Source organism: Mesorhizobium sp. NBSH29, assembly GCF_015500055.1.
Lineage (GTDB): Bacteria > Pseudomonadota > Alphaproteobacteria > Rhizobiales > Rhizobiaceae > Neomesorhizobium.
In genome coordinates this window covers 2827624-2849366 of record NZ_CP045492.1, presented here as the reverse complement: position 1 = coordinate 2849366, position 21743 = coordinate 2827624, and the positions used below count along the sequence as shown (strand labels likewise).

The 21743-nt window shown below is 57.4% G+C and carries 19 protein-coding genes and 1 pseudogene; 17 read left to right on the top strand and 3 right to left on the bottom strand.

All coding sequences use genetic code 11. The annotated features are described in order from the left end of the window. Window position 1 precedes the first annotated feature (1 nt). The 7 genes and pseudogenes from GA830_RS14155 (at window position 2) to GA830_RS14125 (ending at window position 5864) form a co-directional block, all read left to right on the top strand. On the top strand, window positions 2-643 hold the full coding sequence (locus tag GA830_RS14155) for an SGNH/GDSL hydrolase family protein (RefSeq protein ID WP_195162460.1): 642 nt from the start codon (window positions 2-4) through the stop codon (window positions 641-643). A gap of 17 nt (window positions 644-660) precedes the next feature. Continuing rightward, entirely contained in the window at window positions 661-2124 is a 1464-nt protein-coding gene (lpdA, locus tag GA830_RS14150; RefSeq protein WP_195162459.1) for a dihydrolipoyl dehydrogenase, read from the top strand. Between the two features lie 81 nt (window positions 2125-2205). Beyond that, the gene (locus tag GA830_RS14145) at window positions 2206-2484 is read left to right on the top strand and encodes a GlsB/YeaQ/YmgE family stress response membrane protein (protein WP_195164960.1); all 279 of its coding nucleotides are present in this window, start codon (window positions 2206-2208) and stop codon (window positions 2482-2484) included. A 12-nt stretch (window positions 2485-2496) separates the two neighbouring features. Next, on the top strand, window positions 2497-3462 hold the full coding sequence (lipA, locus tag GA830_RS14140) for a lipoyl synthase (RefSeq protein WP_195162458.1): 966 nt from the start codon (window positions 2497-2499) through the stop codon (window positions 3460-3462). 8 nt (window positions 3463-3470) lie between these two features. After that, window positions 3471-3947 (top strand): type II toxin-antitoxin system RatA family toxin, encoded by a 477-nt coding sequence (locus tag GA830_RS14135; RefSeq protein WP_195162457.1) that lies wholly within the window; start codon window positions 3471-3473, stop codon window positions 3945-3947. A 46-nt stretch (window positions 3948-3993) separates the two neighbouring features. After that, a pseudogene (locus GA830_RS14130) lies at window positions 3994-4845 on the top strand (RHS repeat-associated core domain-containing protein); the annotation flags it as partial. A 140-nt stretch (window positions 4846-4985) separates the two neighbouring features. After that, entirely contained in the window at window positions 4986-5864 is an 879-nt protein-coding gene (locus tag GA830_RS14125; protein WP_195162455.1) for an RHS repeat-associated core domain-containing protein, read from the top strand. Between the two features lie 14 nt (window positions 5865-5878). Here the strand turns inward: GA830_RS14125 and GA830_RS14120 are convergent, their stop codons facing one another. Next, a complete protein-coding gene (locus GA830_RS14120) occupies window positions 5879-6370 on the bottom strand; it encodes a CinA family protein (RefSeq protein WP_195162454.1) in 492 nt (163 codons plus the stop codon). Next, the gene (locus GA830_RS14115) at window positions 6367-7593 is read right to left on the bottom strand and encodes a bifunctional 2-C-methyl-D-erythritol 4-phosphate cytidylyltransferase/2-C-methyl-D-erythritol 2,4-cyclodiphosphate synthase (protein ID WP_195162453.1); all 1227 of its coding nucleotides are present in this window, start codon (window positions 7591-7593) and stop codon (window positions 6367-6369) included. The genes GA830_RS14120 and GA830_RS14115 overlap by 4 nt, the downstream gene beginning before the upstream one ends. A gap of 139 nt (window positions 7594-7732) precedes the next feature. On the opposite strand from GA830_RS14115, the gene dusB reads away from it, so the two are divergent. The 8 genes from dusB to hflX all read left to right on the top strand — a co-directional run bounded on the left by dusB (window position 7733) and on the right by hflX (window position 17739). Next, on the top strand, window positions 7733-8749 hold the full coding sequence (dusB, locus tag GA830_RS14110) for a tRNA dihydrouridine synthase DusB (RefSeq protein ID WP_195162452.1): 1017 nt from the start codon (window positions 7733-7735) through the stop codon (window positions 8747-8749). Then, window positions 8746-9888 (top strand): two-component system sensor histidine kinase NtrB, encoded by a 1143-nt coding sequence (locus GA830_RS14105; protein WP_195162451.1) that lies wholly within the window; start codon window positions 8746-8748, stop codon window positions 9886-9888. Before dusB ends, GA830_RS14105 begins: the two co-directional genes overlap by 4 nt. Next, the gene (gene ntrC, locus GA830_RS14100) at window positions 9885-11339 is read left to right on the top strand and encodes a nitrogen regulation protein NR(I) (RefSeq protein WP_195162450.1); all 1455 of its coding nucleotides are present in this window, start codon (window positions 9885-9887) and stop codon (window positions 11337-11339) included. Before GA830_RS14105 ends, ntrC begins: the two co-directional genes overlap by 4 nt. Before the next feature lie 100 nt (window positions 11340-11439). Then, entirely contained in the window at window positions 11440-13710 is a 2271-nt protein-coding gene (locus GA830_RS14095) for a sensor histidine kinase NtrY-like (protein ID WP_195162449.1), read from the top strand. Continuing rightward, entirely contained in the window at window positions 13700-15061 is a 1362-nt protein-coding gene (gene ntrX, locus GA830_RS14090) for a nitrogen assimilation response regulator NtrX (protein WP_195162448.1), read from the top strand. The genes GA830_RS14095 and ntrX overlap by 11 nt, the downstream gene beginning before the upstream one ends. Window positions 15062-15097: 36 nt before the next feature. Next, a complete protein-coding gene (locus GA830_RS14085; RefSeq protein ID WP_195162447.1) occupies window positions 15098-15958 on the top strand; it encodes a D-amino-acid transaminase in 861 nt (286 codons plus the stop codon). Window positions 15959-16104: 146 nt separating this feature from the next. Further along, complete coding sequence (gene hfq, locus GA830_RS14080) at window positions 16105-16353, top strand: RNA chaperone Hfq (protein WP_195162446.1); 249 nt, start codon at window positions 16105-16107, stop codon at window positions 16351-16353. Beyond that, the gene (hflX, locus tag GA830_RS14075; protein ID WP_195162445.1) at window positions 16354-17739 is read left to right on the top strand and encodes a GTPase HflX; all 1386 of its coding nucleotides are present in this window, start codon (window positions 16354-16356) and stop codon (window positions 17737-17739) included. It begins immediately after the preceding gene. A gap of 57 nt (window positions 17740-17796) precedes the next feature. On the opposite strand, the gene mazG is transcribed toward hflX, so the two are convergent. Beyond that, a complete protein-coding gene (gene mazG, locus GA830_RS14070; RefSeq protein WP_195162444.1) occupies window positions 17797-18630 on the bottom strand; it encodes a nucleoside triphosphate pyrophosphohydrolase in 834 nt (277 codons plus the stop codon). A 257-nt stretch (window positions 18631-18887) separates the two neighbouring features. On the opposite strand from mazG, the gene GA830_RS14065 reads away from it, so the two are divergent. Then, a complete protein-coding gene (locus GA830_RS14065) occupies window positions 18888-20312 on the top strand; it encodes a glycosyl hydrolase family 18 protein (RefSeq protein WP_210330834.1) in 1425 nt (474 codons plus the stop codon). Between the two features lie 52 nt (window positions 20313-20364). After that, complete coding sequence (locus GA830_RS14060) at window positions 20365-21726, top strand: lytic polysaccharide monooxygenase (protein ID WP_195162443.1); 1362 nt, start codon at window positions 20365-20367, stop codon at window positions 21724-21726. The last annotated feature ends 17 nt before the right edge of the window (window positions 21727-21743 follow it).

Below are 21743 nucleotides of genomic sequence, written 5' to 3'. Positions count from 1 at the left end.
CGTGAAAAAGACGGTGCTCTGCTACGGCGATTCGCTGACCTGGGGCTACAATGCCGAGGGGCCGGCACGCCACGCCTATGAGGATCGCTGGCCGAGCGTATTGCAGGTCGAACTGGGCGACAGCGCGCTGGTGATCGCGGAGGGGCTGAACGGACGCACCACCGCCTTTGACGACCATCTGGCCGACTTCAACCGAAATGGCGCGACGGCTTTGCCGGTCGTTCTGGCGACCCATGCGCCGCTTGATCTCGTCATCATCATGCTCGGCGCCAATGACATGAAGCCATTCACCTGCGGTCGTGCCATCGGCGCGAAGCAGGGTATGCAGCGGTTGGTCGACATCATCAGCGGCATGGCCTATCCGCTGGATGCGCCGGCGCCCGATGTGCTCCTGGTGGCGCCGCCGGCGCTATGCGACACTGAAAACAGCGATTTCGCTGCCATGTTCGAGGGCGGCGTGGCAGAGGCTCAAAAGCTCGCCGGGCTCTATGCAAGACTTGCCGACGAAGTTGGCTGCGGTTTTTTTGACGCCGGCAGCGTGGCGGTGACGACGTCACTCGATGGCGTTCATCTGGACGCTGAGAATACACGACATATCGGCTCTGCATTGGCGCCTGTTGTACGCTTGATGCTAGCGCTTTGAAGACAGGAGAAAAGCCAGTGTCTGAATCCTACGACGTCATTGTCATCGGCGCTGGCCCCGGCGGTTATATTGCCGCCATCCGCGCCTCACAGCTTGGTCTGAAGACTGCCATTGTCGAGCGCGAGCATCTGGCTGGCATCTGCTCCAATTGGGGGTGCATTCCTACCAAGGCGCTGTTGCGCTCGGCGGAGGTGATGCATCTGGCCAGTCACGCCGACAAATACGGGCTCAAGATCGAAGGCAAAGTCTTGGCGGACGTGAAGGCCGTGGTGGCACGCTCGCGCGGCATTGCTGAGCGCATGAACGCGGGCGTCGGTTTTCTGATGAAGAAGAACAAGGTCGACGTGATTTGGGGCGAAGCCAAGGTGGCCAAGGCTGGTTCCGGCGACAAGCCGGCCGAGGTCGTGGTGGCGAAGCCGACAAAGAAGCCGATGCAGCCACAGGCTCCATTGCCGAAAAATACCAAGGGCGAGGGCACATACCATGCCAAGCATGTGATCGTGGCGACGGGGGCAAGGCCGCGCGCGCTGCCCGGCATTGAGCCCGACGGCAAGCTGATCTGGACCTATTTTGATGCCATGGTGCCCGCGGAGATGCCGAAATCATTGCTTGTGATGGGTTCAGGCGCCATCGGCATCGAATTTGCTTCTTTCTATCGCACCATGGGTGTCGAGGTGACGGTGGTCGAACTGATGGCGCAGGTGATGCCTGTCGAGGATGCCGAAATTTCCGCATTGGCCAAGAAGCAGTTTGAACGGCAGGGCATGAAATTCATGCTTGAGGCAAAAGTCACCAAGGTGGAAAAAAGCCAAAACTCCATTACCGCTCATGTCGAGATGAAAGACGGCAAGGTGGAGAAGATCACCGCCGACCGGATGATTTCGGCTGTCGGCGTTCAGGGCAATGTCGAGAATCTCGGGCTTGAATCATTGGGTGTGAAGATCGAGCGCGGAACCATTGGCATTGATGGCTACGGCAAGACCAATGTCGCAGGCATCTACGCCATTGGCGATGTCGCCGGTCCGCCGATGCTGGCCCACAAGGCCGAGCACGAGGCAGTGATCTGCGTCGAAAAGATCGCCGGCCTGCCCAACGTCCACCCGATGGACAAGCTCTTGATCCCAGGCTGCACCTATTGCCACCCTCAAGTGGCGTCTGTCGGCCTGACCGAAGCCAAGGCCAAAGAGGTCGGCAAGGACATTCGCGTCGGACGCTTCCCTTATGTCGCCAATGGCAAGGCTATTGCGCTGGGTGAAGCTCAGGGTCTGGTAAAAACTATTTTCGATAAGAAAACCGGGCAGCTGCTCGGTGCGCATCTGGTTGGTGCCGAAGTGACCGAGTTGATCCAGGGCTTTGTTGTGGCGATGAACCTGGAGACCACTGAGGAAGAACTGATGCACACAATCTTTCCGCATCCGACCCTTTCGGAGACGATGAAGGAAAGCGTGCTCGACGCCTATGGCCGTGCGCTGAACGCATAGCTGAGCAGGGCGGGCAGGGGTGTTTTGGCCGCTGTTTCTGCATTATATGTGCAAGACAGGTTGCGGCAGGAGAGACTGATGATGGATCACAACGCAGGCGTCATGGGGATGCAGGGCGTCGGCTTTTTCGGTATGCTTTTGATCGGTTTTCTTGCCGGCTATATCGCTGAAAAGGCGATGAACCGCGAACATGGGCTATTGACCAACATTCTGGTGGGTATTGCCGGTTCGTTTGTCGGCGGCACGCTGGCCGGGCTGCTCGATTTCAACTATCAGGGCTTTGCCGGCAATCTGATTGTCGCTGCCGTTGGCGCCATTCTCATCCTCTGGCTTTTCGGCCGGGCCAAGGCCCGCAGCTAAGGCATAACCAAAATGGTCACGCTTCTCGACACCCTCTCCAGCCCGCCGCGGGCGCGCCATCCTGAAAAGGCGCATCGCCCCGATCAGGAAGTGCTGCGCAAGCCCGACTGGATTCGCGTCAAGGCGCCGGTCTCAAAAGGCTATGCCGAGACCCGCGAAATCGTGAAATCGCACGGGCTGGTGACAGTGTGCGAGGAAGCCGGCTGCCCCAATATCGGCGAGTGCTGGGAAAAGAAGCACGCCACCTTCATGATCATGGGCGAGATCTGTACGCGGGCTTGCGCCTTTTGCAACGTGGCGACGGGCATTCCGACCGCACTCGACCCCAATGAAGCCGAAAGCGTCGGCCAGGCCGTGGCCAAGATGGGGCTCACCCATGTCGTCATCACCTCGGTGGACCGCGACGATCTGGATGATGGCGGCGCGCAGCATTTTGCCGACGTCATACATGCCATTCGCCGGCAAAACCCCGGCACGACGATCGAGATTTTGACGCCAGATTTTCTGCGCAAGGAAGGCGCGTTGGAGATTGTGGTTGCCGCAAGACCCGACGTCTTCAACCACAACCTGGAAACAGTACCGTCCAACTATCTGACGGTGCGTCCGGGCGCGCGATATTTCCATTCGATCAGGCTTCTGCAGCGGGTCAAAGAGCTTGACCCTACGATTTTCACCAAGTCCGGCATCATGGTGGGACTGGGCGAAGAGCGTCATGAAATTCTGCAGCTGATGGATGATCTGCGCTCGGCCAATGTCGACTTCATGACCATCGGCCAATATTTGCAGCCGACGAAAAAGCATCATCCGGTGAAGAAATTCGTGACGCCGGATGAGTTCAAATCTTATGAGACTGTAGGAAAATCGAAGGGCTTTCTGCTGGTCGCTTCAAGCCCGCTGACGCGCTCCTCGCATCATGCCGGAGATGATTTTACCAAACTGCGCGCAGCGCGTGCTGAAAAGCTCGGCAAGGCGGCCTGACGCCGCCCATGCCTCAGTTCGAAACTGTCAAACACGTCGCTCATTCTCCTCAACAAATGTTTGCCCTTGTGGCGGACGTTGAAAAATACGCCGAATTCCTGCCGCTCTGCGAGGGGCTGACGGTCCGCTCTCGCAAGGAGCGTGGCGGGCGCACGGTACTCATCGCCGACATGACCGTCGGCTACAAAGCGATCCGTGAGACCTTTACCAGCCAGGTTCATCTCAAACCTGACGAGAGCGCCATCGACGTCAAATATCTTGATGGCCCTTTTCGCTATCTCAGCAATGTGTGGCGCTTTGATTTAGCCGAGGATGGCGGTACCGACATCCATTTCTTCATCGACTACGAGTTCAAAAGCCGCATCCTCGGCGCCATGATGGGCGCCATGTTCGACCGCGCGTTTCGCATGTTCACCAATGCGTTCGAAAAACGAGCGGATGCGATTTACGGGAAGTCGAAGGGTGCAACTTTAACGACCAATTGAGTTGCATGGACAATCATGAGATGTTTCCTCCCTCCCTTTTGGTGGCTCTCTCATGCGAGGCGACATGCGAACATCTGAGTTTCTGGGTTTTAATGGCCAATTGCATGAAGCTCATACGCGCTGGCAGCTGCTGGGCAATGGTCACCGCGTCTACAATCCAACCCTGATGCGTTTTCATTCGCCCGACACTGTCTCACCTTTTGGTGCAGGCGGCATCAACTCCTATGCATATACGCATGGCGATCCTGTTAATCTCGTGGACCCAAGTGGGAAGACGGCTCTATCGGTCCTCATGAGCGCAATCGGTAAGTTCAAGCTATCCCTTCGGAGGATGCGGTTGGCAGGCATGTTTGAAAGTTTGCCAGATGTGGCGATGGCGAAGATCGTACGACAATTGCCGACTCCCGATCTTGTCGAACTGGCAGCGACATCCAGTACGATGAGTAGGAGGGTGGCCAGCAATACCTTTTCAAACAGCGCAATCACCAAGCAGTTGGGGCAGCAAAATCGCGCAGTGGCGCGAGACTTGTACCGAGAATTTGAATTGGGTATTGGACGGGGAGTTCTTCCCGTAGAGTTCTATCGGCATCCACTCGGTCCGCCGAGCATCGGACTTCGCGTTCCAGGGCTGCCTGCACACAACCCTAGCGCGCATTCTATTGGTGAAAGAGTGACACCCGCCATGATGGGCCTAACCGAAAGCGAATTTGTGCTGTTGCCCCCCGGCGCCCGGCAAAGTCAGATTAACATTACAGTCGCAAACATTTTCGACGATAGCCGATACGCAAATACTTTGACACGGAAACTAAAACTTATAAGAAATGGCGATTGGTCTGGTCTACGTGCACTGCGCGAGAGTATAATGGCGCAACAAGGATCTAATTATCATAATATCTAGCCCATGGCATACTATGCGCGGAAAAAATATTGCAAAAATCAGTCAGAATTATGCGTTGAAGATGAACTTGCCCTGGTCGACATTGTGAGCGCCATGTTCATGAATGCGAGAAAAGGGCCCAGTCGATTGGTGGCTTTCTCATGCGAGGCGACATGCTTACATCTGAGTCTCTGGGTTTCAATGGCCATTTGCACGAAGCCGCAACCGGCTGGCAGATGCTGGGAAATGGGCATCGAGTTTACAATCCGCAACTGATGCGCTTCCATTCTCCGGACCAATTATCTCCGTTCGGCGCGGGAGGCATTAACGCCTACGCTTATGTAGGTGACGACCCGGTCAACAGTACCGATCCAACCGGTCGCTCCGCTATCAGCGTTGTGTTGCGGGGCGTAGTCTCCTTTCACCGCACACTGTCGCGCATGCGAAATGCTCGAGCCTATGGGATCGGCTCAAGCGCACTCGAACGCCTCCCATATCCGGCGATGGCGGAAATAGTCAGCGCGCTGCCGGGTCATTCGATAGTCGCGTTGTCTATGGCATCAAGCAAGATGAACGCACAGGTACGCGTGGCAGCCTCTACGGCGGCAAAGCTCGCTCGCTTGCGCTCTAGCCAGTCCAATTGGTCTACCACTACAAACATTGGAGAATTTGTAGTGCCAGCACACGAGCGTTCGGCCCAAATCCATCGCAATCGGATGCTGGAGCTTGGGCTGCAGCCGGGGGCAATGCCGGCGCATAACCGTCGGTTGCCAGCCGCCCCCTCAACCGAGAGTCTCCATTTTGCCGACACCGAGGCGACCCGGAATCTGCGGATTCGGTCAGACAGATGGACACTTAGCTTCCTGCGTCGCACGTTCCAACGCCCTTTCACAGAGACCCACCAACGCCTGTTCGACAGACTGTCGATGAGGCTTGACGACAGGCACTACCTCAGCAAGCTGGCGTATCAAACGAAACTGATACGCAGCGGCGATATGAAGTCTCTAGTGGAGTTTCAGGAAAGGTTTCGGCGAGTCTGAAAAAGGATAAAATCTCAATCTTCCTGAAGCGCCGCCAGCCCCAGTTCCAGCGCGATCCTCACCGTTTCGCGGCGGATATAGTCCCTGCCGAGGTTTGGGAAGGCGCGCGATTCCGTGCGTGGCGGATGCCCCTCGACTGCAATGCCAAACCACACCAGCCCAACCGGCTTTTCTACTGTACCGCCATCCGGGCCGGCGATACCGGTAACCGAGAGCGCTATACCGGCGTTGGAGCGGGCAAGGGCGCCGGCGGCCATTTCCAGCGCAGCCTCGCGCGAGACTGCGCCGTATGTATCGAGCGTTTCCTGTGCGACGTCCAGCATCTCCATCTTGGCGTTGTTGGAATAGGTGACAAAACCGCGGTCGACCATCGCGGAGGAACCGGGAATGTCGGTTAACAGCGCCATGATCATGCCCCCGGTGCATGATTCGGCTGTTGCGACGAGGATGTTTCGTTCGGCGCAGGCTTGCAAAAACTGGTTGGCAAGCTGTTGGAGGTCGTTCATTCGGGAAGTTCCCCCGGATAGACGACGCTTGCCGTGGCAATCGCTGCGATGCCTTCGCTGCGGCCGATAAAGCCGAGCTTTTCGTTGGTGGTTGCCTTGACCGAGACGCGGTCAGCCGAAATCCCCAGCATGGAGGACAGAGCTTCTGTCATCGCTGCGCGGTGCGGGCCGATGCGGGGCGCTTCGGAAATGATGGTGATGTCGGCATTGGCAATGCGGCCGCCTTTGGCGCGCACGATTTTGGCTGCGTGCTCGACGAAGATGTGCGAGGCAGCGCCCTTCCATTGTGGGTCGGATGGCGGAAAATGCGTGCCTATATCACCTTCTCCGCAGGTGGCCAGCAGCGCGTCGGTCAGCGCATGGAGGCCCACATCGGCATCCGAATGGCCTGACAGTTTCTTGTCATGGGGAATGGCCACGCCACAGAGCACAACATGGTCGCCCGGCTCGAAGGAATGGACGTCATAGCCGTTGCCGGTGCGCACGTCGGGGAACGTTGCACGCGGCGAGAGCCGTTCATGTGCCATGGCGATGTCTCTTGCCCAGGTGAGTTTCACATTGTCGGGCGAACCCGGCACGATGCGGACTGCCATCCCTGCCCATTCAGCGATCGCGGCGTCATCGGTAAAGTCGCTGCGGCCGGCTTCAAATGCCTTTTGATGGGCGTCGAGAATGTGGGGGAAGGGAAAACCCTGCGGGGTCTGCGCCACATGCAGGCCAGACCGTGCGACAGTTTCCTTGATCGTGCCGTCGGGTGCCTCGCGCTTCAGCGTGTCGGTGACGGGCAGCGCCGGAAGCGCGCCGCAGCCGGTTGCGGCAGTTGCTACGACACGATCGATCAGGCCGGCGTCGACAAAGGGGCGCACGCCATCATGGATTATCACCGTGGACGGGCATTTTTCGGCCAGTGCCTGCAAGGCGAGGCGGGTTGAATCCTGGCGCGTGGCACCGCCATGGACACAGATGACGCGATCCAGAAAATTGTGTGCGGCGTCCTCGAACAGCACTCTGTCGTCCGGGTGGATTGCCACGGCAATGACGCTGACGGAAGGGTGGCTGGCAAAAGCCTCGAGCGTGCGGTAGAGCACGGATGCGCCGCCGATATTGCGGTACTGCTTGGGGCCTTCCTGCGATTGGCCTGCACGCTCCCCGCGCCCGGCCGCGACGATGACCACGGCGACGGTGCGGCCAGAAAGCACTGTGTTTTCGGTCATTTCGCGCATCGGCAAAGGCAATAGCCGCGCTTCTGCCGAAAGGCCAGCGCAAAGCTGCGTTGATTAGAATTGAACACCTTCGCAGTTGCGCACACACACAAATCTGTCTAAGCAATAAGCAATATTAAAAGTTGCCCTGTTTTTGTGCATGTTAGAAAATCTGAATCTCAACCAACCTCTTTCAGTAGGGCCTGTGTCGCTTCGCAACCGCGTGTTGCTGGCACCGATGTCGGGCATCACCGACGAGCCATTCCGGGCGCTGGCGCACAGCCATGGCGCCGGACTTGTCGTGTCTGAAATGGTGGCGAGTGGTGAACTGGCAAAGGGCAGCGCTGAATCGGCCCGACGAATCCGCCGGTCCGACGTGGATGTTCACATGGTCCAGCTGGCCGGACGCGACGCCGTCGCCATGGCCGAGGCCGCAAGAATTGCAGCGGGAGAGGGCGCAGACATCATTGATATCAATATGGGCTGCCCTGCAAAGAAGGTGACTGGAGGCTATTGCGGATCGGCGCTGATGCGGGAACCGGACCATGCGCTGGCGCTGATCGAGGCCGTGATTGGCGCTGTCGACGTTCCAGTCACGGTAAAAATGCGGCTTGGCTGGGACGAGGCGGCTCTTAATGCGCCGATCCTTGCGCTGCGCGCCGAACAGGCGGGCGTCAAAATGGTCACGGTTCACGGGCGCACCCGCTGCCAGTTCTACAAGGGCGCAGCCGATTGGCGCGCCATTGCGCGGGTGGTCGAGGCGGTATCGATCCCGGTGGTGGCCAATGGCGACATCACCAGCGCCACCATGGCATCTGAGGCTCTTGCGATGTCGGGCGCGGCAGCGGTGATGGTGGGCAGGGCAAGTTATGGCGCGCCATGGGCCGCCGCCGAAATCGCCAGCGCGTCAGGCGCAGAGGTTTGGGGGGTGCCGCGCACCGGCGCCGAAATCGCCGCCTATGTGGTCACGCATTATGAAGCGATGCTGTCCTTTTACGGCATCCAGAGCGGGCTGCGGCAAGCACGAAAACATCTGGGCTGGTATCTGGACCGGCATGCACCTTCCATTGATGCCGAAAAGCGCCGCGCGGTGATGACCGGGGAAAGCCCGGTCGACATCATCGCCGCGCTGCGTGAGGCTCTGACTGAACAGGCTCCAGCAAGGTTCGCAGCATGAAGGTGACCGCTCCCGCATCTGCGGTGTCGCCCGCCGCCGCTGCGCAGATCGTACTGAACACGATCCGCCATCCGGTAATCATGGTCGGACCGGACAGCGTCATCACTTATGCCAATGCCGATGCTGAGGACTTTTTCCGGGCAAGTGCCGCCATGCTGTCACGTTCAACGCTGGACAAGTTTGTGCCGTTCGGCAGTCCACTGCTGACGCTGGTCGATCAGGTGCGCGAACGCCATGCGCCGGTGAACGAATACCGGGTTGATATTTCGTCGCCAAAACTGGGGGTGGAAAAGATCGTCGACATCTACGTCGCGCCGGTGCCCGAGCTGCCGGGGTCGGTTGTTGCGATGTTTCAGGAGCGTTCGATGGCTGACAAGATTGATCGCCAGATGACGCATCGCGGCGCGGCGCGCTCGGTGACAGGTCTCGCGGCCATGCTGGCGCATGAGATCAAAAACCCACTGTCGGGAATTCGTGGCGCGGCACAATTGCTGGAGACCGCTGTCTCCGACGAAGACCGGGCTCTCACCCGGCTGATTACCGACGAGACCGACCGCATCGTCGCGCTGGTCGACCGCATGGAAGTATTTTCCGACGAGCGGCCGATCGACCGATTCCCGGTCAACATCCATGTCGTTCTCGATCATGTGAAAGCCATTGCGAAAAATGGTTTTGCCAAGGGAATCAAGTTTTTAGAAGACTATGATCCATCATTGCCTTCGGTCTATGCAAACCGGGATCAACTCATTCAGGTGTTTGTTAATCTGGTGAAAAATGCTGCCGAGGCGGTTGGCTCTGACCCACGGGGCGAAATAACTCTCTCCACTGCGTTCCGCCCCGGAATTCGGGTTTCAGTACCTGGCAGTCAAACCCGCGTGTCACTGCCGCTGGAATTCTCGGTGCGCGATAATGGCCCCGGCGTACCGGAAGATATTTTGCCGATCCTGTTTGATCCGTTCATCACCACCAAGCAAAACGGTTCAGGCCTCGGACTGGCACTGGTGGCAAAGATAGTCGGCGAACATGGCGGTGTGATCGAGTGCGATTCCTCGCCACGTGGCACCACGTTTCGCGTTCTCCTGCCGGCCTGGAAGGAACCTTCTTTTGCCGGCTCACCGGTTCAAGGACAGTATAAATGAGTGTTCGCGGAAATATTTTAGTTGCCGACGACGATGCGGCAATCCGCACGGTTCTCAATCAGGCCTTGTCACGCTCGGGTCATGAGGTGCGGGTGACATCCAACGCGGCAACACTTTGGCGCTGGATCGCGGCGGGCGAAGGCGACCTGGTGATCACCGATGTGGTGATGCCCGACGGCAATGCCTTCGACATGCTGCCACGGATCAAAAAGGCGAGACCGGAACTGCCGGTCATCATCATGAGCGCGCAGAATACGTTCATGACCGCCATCCGTGCTTCGGAGAATGGCGCCTATGAATATCTGCCAAAGCCGTTCGACCTGACCGAGCTGTTGACCATCGTAAACCGGGCGTTGTCCGAGCCGAAACGCGTACCGACCGACAAGGGAAGCGACGAGCATCCTGATGCGATGCCGCTGGTTGGCCGCTCGGGCGCGATGCAGGACATCTACCGGATTCTGGCTCGCATGATGCAGACTGACCTGACTGTGATGATTTCCGGTGAGTCGGGCACAGGTAAAGAGCTGGTGGCCAGCGCGCTGCATGACTATGGACGCCGCCGCAAGGGTCCCTTTGTGGCGATCAACATGGCGGCTATCCCTCGCGACCTGATCGAATCGGAACTGTTCGGCCACGAGAAGGGTGCGTTTACCGGCGCGCAGAACCGCTCCACCGGCCGCTTCGAGCAGGCCGAGGGTGGCACCTTGTTCCTCGACGAGATCGGTGACATGCCGATGGAAGCACAGACAAGGTTGCTGCGCGTGCTGCAACAGGGTGAATACACAACCGTGGGCGGACGCACTCCGATCAAGACCGATGTGCGCATTGTGGCGGCCACTAACAAAGACCTGCGCACGCTGATCAATCAGGGCCTGTTTCGCGAAGACCTTTTCTATCGGCTGAACGTCGTGCCTCTGCGCCTGCCCCCGCTGCGTGAGCGGGCCGAGGACATTCCCGACCTGGTGCGGCATTTCTTCAAGCAGATCGAGAAAGAAGGTCTGCAGACCAAGCGCATTTCGGCGGGCGGCATGGAACTCATGAAGCGCTATCCGTGGCCAGGTAATGTGCGTGAACTCGAAAACCTGACACGGCGGCTTTCCGCGCTTTACCCGCAAGATGAAATCTCGGCGGATATCATCGATCAGGAACTGAGTACCGGCGACGCTGCCCCGCCCACTGGCGGCGGTACGTTGCCGGACGACCTGTCCATCGGCCAGGCGCTAGAACACTATCTCCAGCGCCATTTTGCGATGTTCAAGGGGGAGTTGCCGCCGCCGGGACTTTATCAGCGCATTTTGACCGAGGTTGAATATCCGCTGGTGCTGGCGTCGATGACGGCCACGCGCGGCAACCAGATCAAGGCAGCGGAGCTTTTGGGTGTGAACCGCAACACGCTGCGCAAGAAAATCCGCGAGCTCGGAGTCAATGTCTATCGCGGCGCCAAAGCCTGATATTTTCAGCGACAAAAGTTTTAGCAAACACAGTTTTGTTGCAGAATCGCCACAATGCGTTGCATAGATGCAACGGTATTTGCGGCCTTTCAGAGATGCAATGACGATTGAAACCCAGGCTGAGGCGCCTCTATTTCCCCATTCCGGCGGCGAGACGCGCCGGCTGATGGCTCTGCCTGGCGTGATTGCTGTGGCCGGCGCTGTGCTGACTGCGGCAATTTCCTTCGTCATTCTGCTCGGCGGCGCTGAACCTTATGTGTCGCCTAACGAACGCACAACGCTGTTCGTCATCGCCGTCAACGCACTTTTTGTGTTGCTGTTGATCGCGCTTATCGTGCGTGAGGCACACCGCATCCTGATGGCCCGCCGGCGTGGCAAAGCGGCATCGCGACTGCATGTGCGCATCGTCATGATGTTCTCTTTGGTCGCAGCCATCCCCGCAATTCTGGTCGCTGTGGTGGCGTCGATCACCCTGGATATCGGGCTCGACCGCTGGTTCGAGATTCGCACCAAGACGATCATCAACTCGTCGTTGTCGATCGCTGAGGCCTATGTCCAGGAAAATGGTCGCACGCTGCAGAACACGACGCTTTCGATGGCCTACACGCTCGACGAGGCACGCTCTCTCTACAATCTTGACCGCACCGGCTTTCGCGACCTGATTACGCGCCAGGCAATAGGGCGAGGGCTGGCGCACGCCGCCGTTGTGCGCGCCGATGGCTCGATGGTGGCAACAGCAGACACCAAGGTTGATTTCCCCATCCCCGAAATACCCGATGACTGGATCCGGTCGGCAACCGACGAACAGCCGGTGCTGATTGAACCACGCAGCCGAAACATCGTCGGCGCAATCGTCAAACTCAGGCAAATTCCGGATGCCTATCTCTACACCATCCGGCTGGTGGATCCGGAGGTGATCAAGGCACGTCAGATCGTGCGCTCCAACACGGATGAATACAGAAACCTGGAAGCGTCGCGTCCGACCACGCAGCTCGCTTTTGCGCTTCTTTATCTTGGTCTGACGCTGATCGTGGTGCTGGCGGCAATCTGGACAGGCATCGCGGTTGCCGACCGGCTGGTGCGGCCGATCCGCCAACTGATAGGTGCGGCCGACGAGGTTTCAACGGGCAATCTCAACGTGCAGGTGCCGGTGCGACAGGCAGATGGCGATGTCGGCTCATTGGCCGATACGTTCAACAAGATGATCCAACAATTGCAGACCCAGCGCAACGAACTAGTAAGCGCCAAAGATCTGATCGACGACCGCAGGAGATTTTCCGAGGCAGTGCTTGCAGGTGTCACGGCAGGCGTCATCGGCGTCGATTCGCATGGCATCGTCACCATCGTGAACCGGTCTGCGGTCACCATGCTGGGAATTTCGGACGCCAGTGCTGTCGGCCAGAATCTTTCCGCGGTTCTCCCGCATGTTGGCCGGGTGTTGGAAATTGGTCGCAAGTCGGGTCGCCCCGTCTACCGCGAGCAAGTAACATTTTATCGGACCGGGGCCGAACGGACCTTCAACGTGCAGGTGACCGTCGAGGAAGAGACTGAAATCGACGATAAATCCTACGTCGTGACAGTCGACGATATTACAGACCTGGTGCAGGCACAGCGCACCAGCGCTTGGGCCGATGTCGCGCGCCGCATCGCCCATGAGATCAAGAACCCGCTGACGCCGATCCAGCTCTCGGCAGAGCGCATCAAGCGGAGGTTCGGAAAGGTTATCACCGAAGACCGCGAGATTTTCGATCAGTGCACCGATACGATCATCCGACAGGTCGAGGATATCGGGCGTATGGTCGATGAATTCTCGTCGTTTGCCCGGATGCCCAAACCTGACATGCAAAAGCTGGATTTGCGCGACCCGTTGCGCGAGGCGTCTTTCCTGGTCGAGGTAAGCCGTGCCGATATCAAGCTGGAGCGCGCCTTTGGCAGCGAACCGCTGACGGGAACATTTGACAGTCGACTGATGTCGCAGGCCTTTGGCAATATTATAAAGAACGCAGCCGAGGCCATCGATGGCGCGGAGCGCACCGACGGTACGCAGGGCATGATCAAGGTTCACGCCGCGCGGCAGGGTTCCATGATCCGCGTCGATGTTATCGACAATGGCAAAGGATTGCCCCGCGAAAACCGCCAGCGACTGCTCGAGCCCTATATGACAACGCGTGAAAAAGGCACAGGTCTTGGCCTGGCGATCGTCAAGAAGATCGTCGAAGACCACGGGGGCAAGCTCGAGCTGCACGACGCACCAGCCGATTTCCACGCCGGGCAGGGCGCCATGGTTTCGATCTTTGTACCGGCAGCAACCGCAGCGCCGGCCCGTTTACCGCAAGACAAGGCAAGTGAGAAGGTTCCCGATGGCATCTGACATTTTGATCGTCGATGACGAAGAAGATATCCGCGAACTTGTTGCCGGCATCCTGAGCGACGAAGGCCATGAGACACGAACGGCCTTTGACAGCGACAGCGCGCTGGCAGCCATCGCCGACCGGGTGCCGCGACTCGTGTTTCTTGACATCTGGCTACAGGGTTCCAAGCTCGACGGTCTGGCGTTGCTCGACCAGATCAAGATTATGCATCCCGGCCTGCCGGTGGTGATGATTTCGGGCCACGGCACAATCGAGACCGCCGTTTCCGCGATCCGGCGCGGTGCCTACGATTTCATCGAAAAGCCGTTTAAGACCGACCGCCTGATTCTGATCGCCGAGCGCGCACTCGAGACCTCAAAGTTGCGGCGCGAGGTTTCGGACCTCAAACAGCGCAGCGGCGAGAATTTTGACCTGGTGGGCAATTCGGCGGCGATGAACCAGCTGCGGCAGACCATAGACCGGGTAGCGCCGACCAACAGCCGCGTGATGATCATTGGGGCCTCCGGGTCCGGCAAAGAGCTGGCCGCACGTGCAATCCACGCGCTGTCATCACGCAAGGCTGGTCCATTCGTGACCGTCAATGCCGCAAACATCACGCCCGAGCGTATGGAGATCGAGCTTTTCGGTACCGAATCGAATGGCGGTGAACGAAAAGTCGGCGCGCTGGAAGAGGCCCACCGCGGCATCCTCTATCTCGACGAGATCGCCGACATGCCGAGGGAGACCCAGTCGAAAATTCTGCGCGTACTGGTCGAACAGACTTTTGAGCGGGTCGGCGGCACCAAGCGGGTGAAGGTCGATGTGCGCATCATTTCGTCGACTGCGCAGAATCTGGAAGGCATGATTGCAGAGGGACGGTTTCGCGAAGACCTGTACCACCGGCTGGCGGTGGTGCCCGTGATGGTGCCCGCGCTCGCCGAGCGACGCGAAGACATTCCCTTCCTGGTCGACCATTTCATGAAGCAAATAGGCCGACAGGCCGGGATCAAGCCAAGGCGCATCGGTGACGATGCGCTGGCCGTGCTGCAGGCGCACAACTGGCCAGGCAATGTGCGCCAGCTGCGCAACAACATTGAGCGGCTGATGATATTGGCGCGTGGCGACGATGTGGAGACGCCGATCAGCGCGGATTTGCTGCCGTCCGAAATCGGCGATGTCATGCCGCGCGCGCCAAACCAGTCGGATCAACACATCATGGCGCTGCCGCTGCGAGAGGCGCGCGAAATGTTTGAAAAGGAATATCTGTTGGCCCAGATCAACCGCTTCGGTGGCAATATCTCGCGCACGGCTGAGTTCATTGGTATGGAACGTTCCGCGCTACATCGGAAACTGAAATCGCTCGGGGTCTGAGTTTTTACACGACAGTCGTAGCTTACGAGGGATCAAATGCCACGCATTGCGTATGTAAACGGCCGATACGTTGGCCACGCTGATGCTGCTGTCCACATCGAGGATCGCGGTTACCAGTTTGCCGATGGCGTCTATGAAGTATGCGAGGTCGCGCGCGGCTACATCGTCGACATGACCCGTCACCTTGATCGTCTGGCGCGTTCGCTATCTGAATTGAAGATCGACTGGCCGATGGCACGCAAGCCGATGGAGCTCGTGTTGCGTGAAGTAGTCCGGCGCAATCGCGTGTTCAACGGGCTGGTCTACATGCAGGTGACGCGCGGCGTTGCAAGCCGTGATTTTGTATTTCCAGACGACGTAGCTTCTTCGCTTGTGATCACCGCTAAGAAGGTTGATCCGTCGTTTATGGAAAAGCGTGCTGAAAAGGGAATCAGCGTAATCACTGTTCCTGAAAACCGCTGGGACAGGGTCGATATCAAGTCTGTTGGCCTGTTGCCCAATGTGCTGGCTAAACAAAAAGCCAAGGAAGAGGGCGCGCAAGAAGCCTGGTTTGTCGATGATAACGGCAATGTGAAGGAGGGCGGTTCTTCCAACGCATGGATCGTCACCAAAGATGGTGTTTTGGTAACGCGACCGGCCGAACATGGCATTTTGCGTGGCATTACCCGCACAACACTGTTTGATGTGGCGAAAAAACTGGGCCTGAAGATAGAAGAGCGGCCTTTTTCACTAGATGAGGCGAAAGCCGCGCGCGAAGCGTTCATCAGTTCCGCGACGACGATTGCCATGCCCGTGGTCACCATAGACGGCACGTCGGTCGCCAACGGGCACCCCGGATCATTGACGCTGACGCTTCGGCAGGCGTTTTTTGAGATTGCGGAAAAAACGCAATCCTGATAACCGCTTGCGCAGAACAGACATAGGTTATTTGGGTGTTACCTGTTGTTCGGAAGCGACAGGGGTGTGTTTTGTTTGCTTGACACACGCGTATTATTTTGGCGCATTGGATGCGTCGCCCAGGGGACAGGCGAAAGAAAAGAAAAATGGCGGAACGGTCGCAAAACCTTCAGGATTTGTTCCTGAACTCAGTTCGCAAGAGCAAGAACCCACTTACAATCTTCCTTATCAATGGCGTCAAACTCACCGGAGTTGTCACGTCATTCGATAATTTTTGCGTGCTTTTGCGCCGCGATGGTCATTCACAGCTTGTCTACAAGCACGCCATTTCCACCATCATGCCGAGCCAGCCGGTTCAGATGTTTGATGGCGAGGAAGCAGTCCGGGACGCTTGATTGGCCAAAACGGACAAGACCGGGCGCGAAGCGCCAGATACACACTCTGACAGAACCGGGGAGCGCGGCGCAACGGGCCGCGCTATCATCATTGTGCCGATCCTCACCAGGGAGCGGTCGGACGACAGCGGTTCTGTCCGCCGCCCCAGGCTCACACGTTCGCCCGAAGCACGACACGACGAAGCTGTCGGCCTTGCCCGCGCTATCAACCTCGACCCTATCCACAGTGCTATCGTGAACATTGCGGCTCCGCGCCCAGCTACCTTGCTCGGCTCCGGCAAGGTCGAAGAGTTTGCGGAGATTGTAAAAGAGCAGCACGCCGATCTGGTTATTGTCGACCATCCTCTGACACCGGTACAGCAGCGCAACCTCGAGAAAGCGCTTGATGTCAAAGTGCTGGACCGTACCGGTCTCATTCTGGAAATATTTGGCGAACGCGCGCGCACCAAGGAAGGTACGCTACAGGTTGACCTCGCCCATCTCAACTATCAGAAGGGCCGACTGGTACGCAGCTGGACCCACTTGGAACGTCAGCGCGGCGGTGCCGGCTTTCTGGGTGGGCCAGGCGAAACCCAGATTGAATCTGACCGACGCGCGCTGCAGGACAAGATCATCAAGCTGGAGCGCGAACTCGAAACGGTGCGCCGCACGCGCGATCTCCACCGCGCCAAACGACGCAAAGTTCCTTTTCCTGTGGTTGCAATCGTCGGCTACACCAACGCTGGAAAATCAACGCTCTTTAACCGACTGACCGGCGCTTCGGTGCTGGCCGAAGACATGCTTTTTGCAACCCTTGATCCGACGCTACGGCGTGTGCGCCTGCCGCACGGCACTCCGGTGATCCTTTCTGATACTGTCGGCTTTATCTCTGATCTGCCGACGCATCTGGTGGCAGCATTTCGGGCTACGCTGGAAGAGGTGGTGGAAGCCGACCTGGTAATACATCTGCGCGACATTTCTGATCCTGATACCGCAGCGCAGGCCGAAGATGTGGAAAAAATTCTTGCAGATCTGGGTGTCGATGCCGCGAGTGGCGAACACGTTCTGGAGGTATGGAACAAGATAGACCAGCTTGACGATGCCAACCGCGAGCGCCTGTTGTCCGATAGGGGAGGAGACAGCAACACGCCGCCCGTCGCCATCTCTGCAATCAGCGGAGAGGGGATTTCGGCGCTGGTATCGGTAATAGAATCTCGGGTGTCAGGTGAGCTTGAAAACATTGCCATCACGCTTAGACCCGATCAGCTTGGCCTGATCGACTGGCTCTACCGCAACGGCGATGTGACTTCACGGGTCGATAACGAGGATGGTGGAATCTCTGTTGTCCTGCGCGCCACGGAATCGGCACGCGCGGAAATCGAGACCAAGTTGGGCGGCGCGTCTTAGGTTTGCCGCACGCTTGGTGGTTCGACACATTCTCGCCGAGCGACTACTGAAGAAAAATCAGTCTTTGTTCTTGGCTGCTTGCCAGAGCACTTCCATCTCATCCAGGCTTGCAGCCTTGAGGCTGCTCCCCTGAGCATCAAGCGAGCGCTCGACATGATGCAGCCGCGCGCGAAATTTCTCATTGGTGCCACGCAGCGCGGTTTCGGCCTCTATCCCCAGATGGCGACCGAAATTAACCAGCGCAAACAGCACGTCGCCGAATTCATCCTGCATCGCGGCCCGGTCACCCTGGTCCAAGGCTTCCCGCAATTCGCCGATTTCCTCCTCGATCTTGTCGAGGATAGGCGCCGCCTCCTGCCAGTCAAAACCGACCTCGGCCGCCTTCTGTTGAAGCTTCAACGCTCGGACAAGGCCGGGCAGGGCGACGGGAACACTGTCCAGAAAGCCGTTCCCGCTGTCTTCGGCCGGCAGTCCGCGGGCAAGGCGCTTCTCGCGCTTTTCCGCCTTCTCGTCCGCCTTGATGGCGTTCCACATGCCCTTGGCCGAACCGGCCGCGCGGGCTTGCTCATCGCCAAACACATGCGGATGCCGGCGGATCATCTTCGTCGTGATCGCCTCTACAACATCACCAAAGTCGAATGCCCGTTCCTCCTCAGCCATGCGTGAATGAAAGACGACCTGTAGCAACAGGTCGCCGAGCTCATCGCGCAGATCATCAAGATCCTTGCGCTCAATCGCGTCGGCTACCTCATAGGCTTCCTCGATCGTATACGGCGCGATGGTCGCAAAGGTCTGCTCGACATCCCAGGGGCAGCCAATCACCGGGGTGCGCAGCGCGCGCATGATCTCGAGTAGACGACCGATGTTTCGGGAAGGGGTGGTTGGGTTCATGGGAAGGTCCGTTGTGTCGTTTCCACCTAGCCCAGTTTTTCTGTTTTGCACCAGTAGACGGTCAAACACTCGGTAGTGCGGCGATTATGCGAAAATGCTCTCCGTCCAAATATACATTATTCCTGCAACCAACAACAACTTAATGTTGAATGTAGATTAAAGTATAAAATTATTGAAAGCGCCTATAGGAAGCTACGCCATTTTATTGGGCGCATCGCTCCACACTCCTCAACTATTTCAAGATTGGATGGACAAAGGTGAAACGACCGACAAAGCAAAATAATCAGCGTGACAGGATCGCAACCAAAAAGATCGTTATGGGTTTTTGGCACAACTGGTTCGAAAACGGACCGAATGGAAGCGGTTATCGGCAGGGTTTCTTCGGAAACCTGTCGCTCGCGGATATTCCGCTTCAGTACAACGTCGTTGCGGTTGCCTTCATGAAAGTTCTGGACCCCCAGAGTGATCACATTCCATCGTTCAAGCCCCACAAAGGCACTGATGCGGAATTTCTCGCTCAGGTTAACACCTTGAAATCACAGGGTCGAAACGTGTTGATTTCCCTCGGGGGCGCGGATGCGCAGATCGAGTTGCATGACGGAGACGAGCAACCCTTGGCAGACCGAATTATCGAACTCGCAAACCGTTACGGGTTCGAGGGGCTCGATATTGATCTGGAACAAACTGCTATCTCTGCCGGTAAAAATAGTGCCGTCATTCCTAAAGCTTTGCTTATTGTAAAAAATCACTTCGAAGCAGAAGGGAGATATTTCATCATCAGTATGGCGCCTGAATTCCCTCATCTCCGATTGGGAGGTAGTTATGCTCCATACATCACTGCCCTCGAAGAGGAATACGATTTCATTGCGCCACAATACTATAACCAAGGCGGAGATGGTGTGTATGTTGAGGGGCTAGGATGGGTTTCTCAAGATAATGATTCTTTGAAAGAGGAGTTTCTATACCATCTTACCAAAAGTATTGTGAGCGAAGACGGTAGGGAATTCGTCCACATACCTCCTGAAAAATTTGTGATCGGCATCCCGACCAACAACGACGCTGCTGCCACGGGCTACGTGATTGACCCCAATGACGTCAAAAATGCACTGAAGCGGCTGGAGGATTCTGGCCTGCCCATTAAGGGCGTCATGACCTGGTCTGTAAATTGGGATGCCGGTCGCACCAAAGACGGCGTGGAGTACGATTGGGAATTCGTAAAGCGCTACGGCTATTTGGCAGACAGCGAAATCCCGCAGCCGGAAAAGCCTGGCGTGCCACAGGATCTGACTTCAACCAACCAGACCGAGCGCTCAATCTGGCTCACCTGGACTTCCTCACAAAGCGGGCATCCGATCACCCGATACAACCTTTATCGCGATGGCGTTGGTATCGGAAACGGGCGGCAGCCTCCTTACTTCGACAGCGGTCTCGATCCCAATACAGAATATGCGTATCAAGTCAGCGCCATCGACGATCAAGGTCAGAGCTCTGACCTTAGCCCGGTACTGCGTGTGCGAACGCTACCCGGAGAGATTGTCCATCCTGCCTGGATTGCGGGCAGCTGGTACCCAGACGACGCCCAGGTTCGATACCTGGAGATGAGCTATGTCTGCGTAATGCAGCACACCTCCGAACCGAGCTGGACGCCGGATTTAGCAACGACTTTATGGATGCGAATGTGATCACACGCCAACCTCGAATCCATTTCCCCAACTCATTCATTTTGGAAAGACAATGTTGACAAAAACCGTTGATAGCCTGGTACCTGGAGTTGCTCCCCGCCATGGGCACGTATTTTCACCCCCGTCCCGCGCCTATCTTGCCTGGCTTGCAGGAAACCTGGACGAGGGGGCTTTAAACCAGCGAGAGGCAGGAAAATTTTTCCCAAAAGTGATGGGAGGACTTCCCGACGCTGACGCGCCAACGGATTCTCCTAGCGCGACCCCGCCACCGGACGGAAAGATAGCGAGCGCTGGTCAAGGCACGGGTAGTTTTTTGGATCAGCCGGGCACGGATTGGCAGAAAAATGAAATAAAGAACGGCGACGCGTTTAGTGTTTCCTGGAATTACACCGCAAATCATAGAAGCCGACGGTGGAATTATTTTCTTACCAAGGAAAACTGGGATCCCTCAAAACCGCTGTCGCGAGAGCAGTTCGAGCCGGAGCCATTTTATGTGGCACAGCTGAATCTACAGCCTTATTGGGAGCATACCGAAGGCCTTACCCCCGTATCTCCGACGACACATTCAATGCGTCTCCCCCGCCGCAGCGGCTACCATGTCCTGCTTGCGGTCTGGGAAGTAGCTGACACCGGCAACGCATTCTACCATGTCATCGATCTCAACTTCACTGACTCCGGTGGAGAAAAGGAGCCGACGGTTCCAGAAGATTTTCGTGCAAACGAAGTGGGTGGCGACCGCGTGGGGCTCAGCTGGAGCCCTTCTACCGGAAATCATCCGATCATCCATTATCGGATAGCACGCAATGGCGCCATTATCGTGGAGACCTCGGCAACCGAATTGAACTGGATTGATTACGGTGTGTCGCCAAACGCGCATTATACGTATTCGATCTGCTCCGTCGACAGCGAAGGGAATATTTCGGCACCAAGTCCTGCTATTTTGGTGAAAACGCCAGCGGCTGAAAATGGACCAACACCGCCCTTTAACCTACACAGCATGGGGCAGACTTCCACGAGCATTAGCCTCATGTGGGGGGCGGCCAGCAGTTCATCTCCCATTGCTGAGTACAAGCTCTATCGGGAAGGACAGGAGATCGCCTCGCTCAGCGGACATGAGCTTTCCTATGTGGACGAATTGCTCCCACCGAGCACTCCGTTTCGCTACTTTGCTGCCGCAAGGGATGAACGTGGCGAGCTCTCCATACCGAGCAATGTGTTAAGTGTGTCCACCAGGGAAGCTGAGAGCGAGCACAATGAATGGGTGTTAAACACACATTATTTGGTTGGCGACCTTGTGACGCTTTCATCCGAGAAAGGGAAGATCTGGCGCTGCATCCTGCCGCACACTTCGTCTACCCTGGGGTGGGCACCCGCTACGCCGAGTGGTGCCTTACTCTGGGCGGTCGAGGGTTGAATACGGCAGTAACATAG

What these genes read in the sequence shown, in the direction of transcription:
- hfq (WP_195162446.1), top strand. Translation starts at nt 16,105, where the DNA reads ATGGCGGAACGGTCGCAAAACCTTCAGGATTTGTTCCTGAACTCAGTT.
- GA830_RS14060 (WP_195162443.1), top strand. Translation starts at nt 20,365, where the DNA reads ATGTTGACAAAAACCGTTGATAGCCTGGTACCTGGAGTTGCTCCCCGC.
- ntrX (WP_195162448.1), top strand. Translation starts at nt 13,700, where the DNA reads ATGGCATCTGACATTTTGATCGTCGATGACGAAGAAGATATCCGCGAA.
- ntrC (WP_195162450.1), top strand. Translation starts at nt 9,885, where the DNA reads ATGAGTGTTCGCGGAAATATTTTAGTTGCCGACGACGATGCGGCAATC.
- GA830_RS14115 (WP_195162453.1), bottom strand. Translation starts at nt 7,593, where the DNA reads ATGCGCGAAATGACCGAAAACACAGTGCTTTCTGGCCGCACCGTCGCC.
- GA830_RS14085 (WP_195162447.1), top strand. Translation starts at nt 15,098, where the DNA reads ATGCCACGCATTGCGTATGTAAACGGCCGATACGTTGGCCACGCTGAT.
- mazG (WP_195162444.1), bottom strand. Translation starts at nt 18,630, where the DNA reads ATGAACCCAACCACCCCTTCCCGAAACATCGGTCGTCTACTCGAGATC.
- GA830_RS14135 (WP_195162457.1), top strand. Translation starts at nt 3,471, where the DNA reads ATGCCTCAGTTCGAAACTGTCAAACACGTCGCTCATTCTCCTCAACAA.
- GA830_RS14145 (WP_195164960.1), top strand. Translation starts at nt 2,206, where the DNA reads ATGGATCACAACGCAGGCGTCATGGGGATGCAGGGCGTCGGCTTTTTC.
- lipA (WP_195162458.1), top strand. Translation starts at nt 2,497, where the DNA reads ATGGTCACGCTTCTCGACACCCTCTCCAGCCCGCCGCGGGCGCGCCAT.
- GA830_RS14125 (WP_195162455.1), top strand. Translation starts at nt 4,986, where the DNA reads ATGCGAGGCGACATGCTTACATCTGAGTCTCTGGGTTTCAATGGCCAT.
- GA830_RS14095 (WP_195162449.1), top strand. Translation starts at nt 11,440, where the DNA reads ATGACGATTGAAACCCAGGCTGAGGCGCCTCTATTTCCCCATTCCGGC.
- dusB (WP_195162452.1), top strand. Translation starts at nt 7,733, where the DNA reads ATGTTAGAAAATCTGAATCTCAACCAACCTCTTTCAGTAGGGCCTGTG.
- GA830_RS14105 (WP_195162451.1), top strand. Translation starts at nt 8,746, where the DNA reads ATGAAGGTGACCGCTCCCGCATCTGCGGTGTCGCCCGCCGCCGCTGCG.
- GA830_RS14120 (WP_195162454.1), bottom strand. Translation starts at nt 6,370, where the DNA reads ATGAACGACCTCCAACAGCTTGCCAACCAGTTTTTGCAAGCCTGCGCC.